Source organism: Mesorhizobium sp. M7A.F.Ca.AU.002.02.1.1, from assembly GCF_003998535.1.
Classification (GTDB): domain Bacteria; phylum Pseudomonadota; class Alphaproteobacteria; order Rhizobiales; family Rhizobiaceae; genus Mesorhizobium; species Mesorhizobium ciceri.
The window spans coordinates 1-5082 of sequence record NZ_RZPB01000453.1; the positions used below are offsets into that span (position 1 = coordinate 1).

Consider the following 5082-nt stretch of genomic DNA (forward strand, 5'->3'; position numbering starts at 1 on the left):
CTCGTCTTCCTTGGCGAGATCGATCACCAGCAAGCGCAGCGGCTCGCCGATCTGGATTGCCGCCAGCCCGATGCCCGGCGCTTCATACATGGTCGCCAGCATGTCGTCGGCTAATTTGCGCAAAGGCGCGTCGACACGCTCTACGGGCTTGGAAACCTGGCGCAGGATGGGGTCGGGAAGGATGATGAGCGGCTTGATCGGCATGGCGTTCCACCTAAGACCTCCAGCGAAACGCGTCAACCGGTTGGCATCAGGCGCGTTCACGTTTTGATCTGTGCTATCGCGGCGAATCGTCTATGCTGTCCACATGAATGATTTGAGCACCATCCTTTCGGAGCCTGTCGCCCGGCTTGGCGCCACAACGATCACGCTCGGCCATGCGCTGGCCTTCGGCGTTTTGCTGTTTCTGGCCCTGTTCGTGGCGCTGGTCATTGTTGTGGCGGTCGGCCAAGGCGCGCGCCGTGGCGGCCGCGGAAGCCGCCGATCATGCCCGCGATGCGGAAGTGCGGATGGCCGGCATTCTGCAAAGCCAGGCCGAAATGCAGGGCCGCATGGGCGCCATTGCGGAAGTGTTCGGCGCACGGCAGGCGGAACTGACGCAATCGATCGGCCAACGCCTCGACGCCATGACCGGCCGGCTCGGCCAGACCATGACCGAGCAGACCAAATCCACGCATGAGAGCCTGGCCAAATTGCAGGAACGGCTGGCGATCATCGACGTCGCGCAAGGCAACATCCAGTCGCTCGCCGGCCAGGTCGTGCAATTGCAGGCGATCCTCTCGAACAAGCAGACGCGCGGCGCGTTCGGCCAGTCGCGCATGGAGGCGATCGTTGCCGACGGCCTGCCGCACGGTGCCTATGAGTTCCAGGCGACGCTGTCGAACGGCAGCCGGCCCGACTGCCTGGTGAAGATGCCGAACGGCGCGCCGTCGCTGGCCATCGATGCAAAATTTCCGCTGGAAGCCTGGAACGCCATCCGCGCCGCCGATGGCGCCGATCTGCAGAAGGCAGCTTCGCAGGCCTTCCGCCGCGACATCGAGATCCATGTCCGCGATATCTCGGAAAAATACCTGATCCAGGGCGAGACGCAGGACACTGCCTTCATGTTCGTGCCGTCGGAATCGGTGTTCGCCGAGATCCACGAGAATTTCGAGGCGATCGTGCACAAGGCGCACCGTGCGCGCGTCGTCATCGTCTCGCCGTCGCTGCTGATGCTGTCGATCCAGGTCATCCAGGCGATCCTCAAGGATGCCCGCATGCGCGAACAGGCGCACCTGATCCAGGGCGAGGTCATCCGGCTGATGGAGGATGTTGCGCGTGTCGATGAGCGGGTGCGCAAGCTGCAGGTGCATTTCGGCCAGTCGGCCAAGGACATCGACGACATACTGGTTTCGACGTCGAAGGTCACCAAGCGCGGCCAGAAGATCGAGGCGCTGGAATTCGGCGCGCAGCCCGACGGCGATGCCGCCGTAGACGCCGCGTCACGGGCTCCCGCCGCCAAGGTCGATACCGGCGCGCGCGTTGCCGATTCGAAAACCGGGCAGCTCAGGCTGAGGGTCGTCGAAGGCGACGATTGAGGCGCGGTGCCGGACCGGCGCTACTGCTCCTCCAACGTGGTCATGCCCTGAAATTCAGGCAGCCAGTGCAGCGCCGAGCGGTGCCATTTCTGCTGTGTCGGGATCAAATCCTGGCGCTGCCGCGCGGTCCCCACGCGAATTCCATAGACCTTCGGACCATCTCCGACAGACGTGGCGTAAAGATGCGAACCGCAGTCGGCGCAAAAGGCCTGGGTGCGCTTGGCGCCGCTCGCCACGATCTTGATGTAGATTTTCGGCGTGCCCTTGGTGATGCGATAGTTGCTTTCCGGCGCCGGAACCGTAAGGCGAAAAGCCGTGCCGGTCAGTTGCTGGCAATCCGTGCAGTGGCAGATCGTGGTCTTTTCCGGATCGACCTCCGCCTCGTAGGTGATGGCGCCACAATGACAGCCGCCGTCTATTCTCATCTTCGTTCCTCCAAAGCCCCTTCAATCTAGCGGCGCAAGGCCGTGAGGCAATGGCACGGTTTTAGTCCAGGGCAGGATCGGATGCGGAATCGATCAGCCTGCGTCGCTGCTCCCAGGTGCCTGACGTCTGCGGCTTGACGAACAGCCGTGTGATCTCCGGCATTTCCTTCTTCAACTGCGCCTCCAGGCGCTCGACGCAAGCTTCGATCTCGGGCGCCGTCAAATGGTCCTCGAACTCGATGCTGAGCCCGGCGACGATCTCTGTCGGCCCCATATGGACGGTCAGGACGCCGTTCGCCCGCTGCACCGCCGGATCCTGCTGGGCGATCGCCAGCACTTTCATCTGCACCTCGGGCGACGCCGGCTCGCCGATCAGCAGGCCCTTGCTTTCGCGGGCCAGGAAGATCGCGGTCGCGCCAAGGATCAGTCCGATGCCGATCGAGGCGGCGCCGTCGAGCTCCGGCATCTCCAGCAGTTCCGCTGCCAATATGCCGGCGAAAGCGACGATCAGGCCGAGAAGTGCCGCACTGTCCTCGAACAGCACGGTGTAGACGCTCGGATCCTTGCTCGACTGCACGGCCTGCAGCCAGCCTTGCCTGCCCTTCTGCCGGCGAAACTCCTTCAGGGCGACCCACCACGAACTGCCTTCGAACAGGAAGGAAAGGCCCAGAACAATATAGTTTACCTTGGCGTTGGCGACCGGCTCCGGCGCCATGATATGGACCACGCCTTCGTAGAACGACACGCCGGCGCCCAGCGCGAAGACGAGGAGCGCGACGATGAAGCTCCAGAAGTAGAGTTCGCGGCCGTGGCCGAGCGGATGCGTGCGATCGGCAGGGCGAGCGGCGCGGTGCATGCCGTAGAGCAGCAGGCCGCCATTGCCGGTATCGACCAGCGAATGGACGCCCTCCGACAGCATCGCCGAACTGCCGGTAAAGGCGGCGGCGGCGAACTTGGTCAGCGCGATGGCGAGATTGCCGGCGAGCGCCGCGTAGATCACCTTTTTTGAGCCGCCGTGCCCGGCCATGGCATTTGCCCCCGTTCAAGGCGCAGTCTAGCGGCCAGGCCGCTAAAGCTCCACAGGCATCACACCGCGCGAATGTCGGGTCGTCCACGGCAGCGGCCATGAGAGATCCGGTCTATGGAAAACGGCGACTACTCGATGATCTCGCTGGTCCACACCTTGAAGCCGGCAAGCGTTCCCGGGCCGAAAATATGGGTCAGCGGCACGTCGGCGGCGTCGCGGCCGGAGGCGATCAGGATGCGGCCGATGCGCGGTGCATTGTTGCGCGGGTCGAAGACATGCCAGCGGCCGCCGAGATAGACTTCCATCCAGGCGCAGAAATCCATGCTTGCCCATGGCTTCGGCATACCGATGTCGCTGATGTAGCCGGTGCAATAGCGCGTTGGGATGTTGAGTGCCCGGCAGAAGGTGACGGCGAGATGCGCGTAGTCGCGGCACACGCCGCTCTGTTCACGATAGGCTTCCGCCGCGGTGCGCGTCGGCCGTGCATTGCCGTAGTTGAAGACGATGTGGCTGTGGACGAAGTCGCAGACCGCCTGCACGCGCGGAATACCCAGCGGCGTGTTGCCGAACAGCCGCCACGCCTCGTCAGCCAGAAGGTCGCTTTCGCAAAAACGGCTGGGCAGCAGGAACAGCAATGTGTCCGCCGGCAGGTCGCGCACCTCGTGCTGCCAGGCCATCAGGTCGCCCATCTCGAAGGTGCCGGGGTCGCGGATCACCGCGTCGGTGCCGAAGGTGAAGCGCCCGGGCGGCGCGACAAGCCGGTTGCACCAATTGCCGAAACTGTCGCGATAGCTTTCGATCGGCACCGGCGGATTGGAGATCAGGAAATCCGGCCGCTCGAGATCGGAGGCCCGCGAATAGTGCACATTCAGCATCGCGATGAGCGGCGTTTCCTGCGGAAAGTCGAAGCTCATCTCGCAGCCGATGTGGATTCGCATTGTCGTCCTGACGGCCTGCCTGACGATCACCCGGCGAAGCTCGGGTCGATGCTGCAGTGCGAAAATGACCATGGCACGGACCGCCATGGTTTACGAGCAAATTAGAGCAATTCCAGGAAAAGTGTGAAGCGGTTTTCCGTCCGGAATTGCGTCAAAACAAAGAGTTAGAGCAATTCACTGTTTCCGCGAAACGGTGAATTGCTCTAGAAACCGGTTGAAAGCGATCCGCTGTCGGCGGCAACAGTCGCTAACCCCTTGCGGTCGGGCGGTTCTCTTGTTTCACTTGGCTTCTCACATCAGGAGGAACGAATCATGGCTAAAGGTGCGATGAAGGCAGGCAAGGAAGCCCGCAAGCCGAAGAAGGACGCCAAGAAGCCCGCTCCGGCTCCGGCGCTGAAGGCGCCGCCGGTCAAGGCGATGAAGCTCAAGGACAAGTAGGTCCGGCGATCCACTTCGCAATAAGATTACGGCCGGCGACACTTGTTGCCGGTCGCTGTTGATCGAGCGCCCGAAATTCTTATATTGGCGTGGCGGGGACGACCTCGCGCTTCCCCAAATCCGGACGGGACGACCCGCCATTGTTTGACTGATCGTCGGACGCCGAAGTCACTTTTCGGTCCGATGCTCTGATGGAGCGTTGTCGATGTCGTGGATTCTTCTCTTTTTCGCTGGCTTGTTCGAGATCGGCTGGGCAATCGGCCTCAAATACACCGATGGCTTCTCGAAGCTGGTGCCGACCGTGCTGACCGTTGCCTCGATGGTCGTCAGCCTCACTCTGCTCGGCCTGGCGCTGAAGGCGCTGCCCGTCGGCACCGCCTATGCGGTGTGGACCGGCATCGGCACCGTCGGTACGGCACTGCTCGGCATCTGGCTGCTCGGCGAACCGGCCACCGCGATCAGGCTGGCCTGCATCGCGCTCATCGTCTGCGGCATCATGGGGCTGAAGTTCGCCGCCTGACGGTAACGCTTAGGTCTCTTGGTTTGCGCATGTCGTCCTCCCAGAGCCGGGACCAGGGCGACATGCATGGGACAAACACGTTCAGGGCCGCTGCGAGGCGACCCTGGTTCTCGAAGCAGATTGCTCCGTAGCCGAGAGCTAGCGGGCGGAGAAGCCC

General features: G+C 62.9%; 6 protein-coding genes and 1 pseudogene. 3 read left to right on the forward strand and 4 right to left on the reverse strand.

The genetic code is table 11. From position 1 onward, the window contains the following. The coding region (locus EN879_RS23815) for a peptide deformylase (RefSeq protein ID WP_206520988.1) at positions 1-204 on the reverse strand (204 nt) is incomplete at its 3' end. A 103-nt stretch (positions 205-307) separates the two neighbouring features. Between EN879_RS23815 and EN879_RS23820 the strand changes: the two are divergent. Further along, positions 308-1577, forward strand: a pseudogene (locus EN879_RS23820) (DNA recombination protein RmuC). Between the two features lie 20 nt (positions 1578-1597). Here EN879_RS23820 and EN879_RS23825 read toward each other — a convergent pair. The 3 genes from EN879_RS23825 to EN879_RS23835 form a co-directional block, all read right to left on the reverse strand. Further along, positions 1598-2002 (reverse strand): GFA family protein, encoded by a 405-nt coding sequence (locus EN879_RS23825; protein ID WP_013528467.1) that lies wholly within the window; start codon positions 2000-2002, stop codon positions 1598-1600. A gap of 61 nt (positions 2003-2063) precedes the next feature. Beyond that, a complete protein-coding gene (locus tag EN879_RS23830) occupies positions 2064-3029 on the reverse strand; it encodes a cation diffusion facilitator family transporter (RefSeq protein ID WP_013528466.1) in 966 nt (321 codons plus the stop codon). 128 nt (positions 3030-3157) lie between these two features. After that, the gene (locus EN879_RS23835; RefSeq protein ID WP_027161100.1) at positions 3158-3967 is read right to left on the reverse strand and encodes a transglutaminase family protein; all 810 of its coding nucleotides are present in this window, start codon (positions 3965-3967) and stop codon (positions 3158-3160) included. Positions 3968-4279: 312 nt separating this feature from the next. On the opposite strand from EN879_RS23835, the gene EN879_RS40665 reads away from it, so the two are divergent. Both EN879_RS40665 and sugE read left to right on the forward strand, forming a co-directional pair. Beyond that, positions 4280-4405 carry a hypothetical protein gene (locus EN879_RS40665; RefSeq protein ID WP_013528464.1) on the forward strand — a complete coding sequence of 42 codons (126 nt, stop codon included), beginning with the start codon at positions 4280-4282 and terminating at the stop codon, positions 4403-4405. Between the two features lie 205 nt (positions 4406-4610). Beyond that, the gene (gene sugE / locus EN879_RS23845; RefSeq protein WP_013528463.1) at positions 4611-4925 is read left to right on the forward strand and encodes a quaternary ammonium compound efflux SMR transporter SugE; all 315 of its coding nucleotides are present in this window, start codon (positions 4611-4613) and stop codon (positions 4923-4925) included. The last annotated feature ends 157 nt before the right edge of the window (positions 4926-5082 follow it).

Coding starts and splice junctions, on each gene's coding strand:
- EN879_RS23825 (WP_013528467.1), bottom strand. CDS start 2,002: ATGAGAATAGACGGCGGCTGTCATTGTGGCGCCATCACCTACGAGGCG.
- EN879_RS40665 (WP_013528464.1), top strand. CDS start 4,280: ATGGCTAAAGGTGCGATGAAGGCAGGCAAGGAAGCCCGCAAGCCGAAG.
- EN879_RS23835 (WP_027161100.1), bottom strand. CDS start 3,967: ATGCGAATCCACATCGGCTGCGAGATGAGCTTCGACTTTCCGCAGGAA.
- sugE (WP_013528463.1), top strand. CDS start 4,611: ATGTCGTGGATTCTTCTCTTTTTCGCTGGCTTGTTCGAGATCGGCTGG.
- EN879_RS23830 (WP_013528466.1), bottom strand. CDS start 3,029: ATGGCCGGGCACGGCGGCTCAAAAAAGGTGATCTACGCGGCGCTCGCC.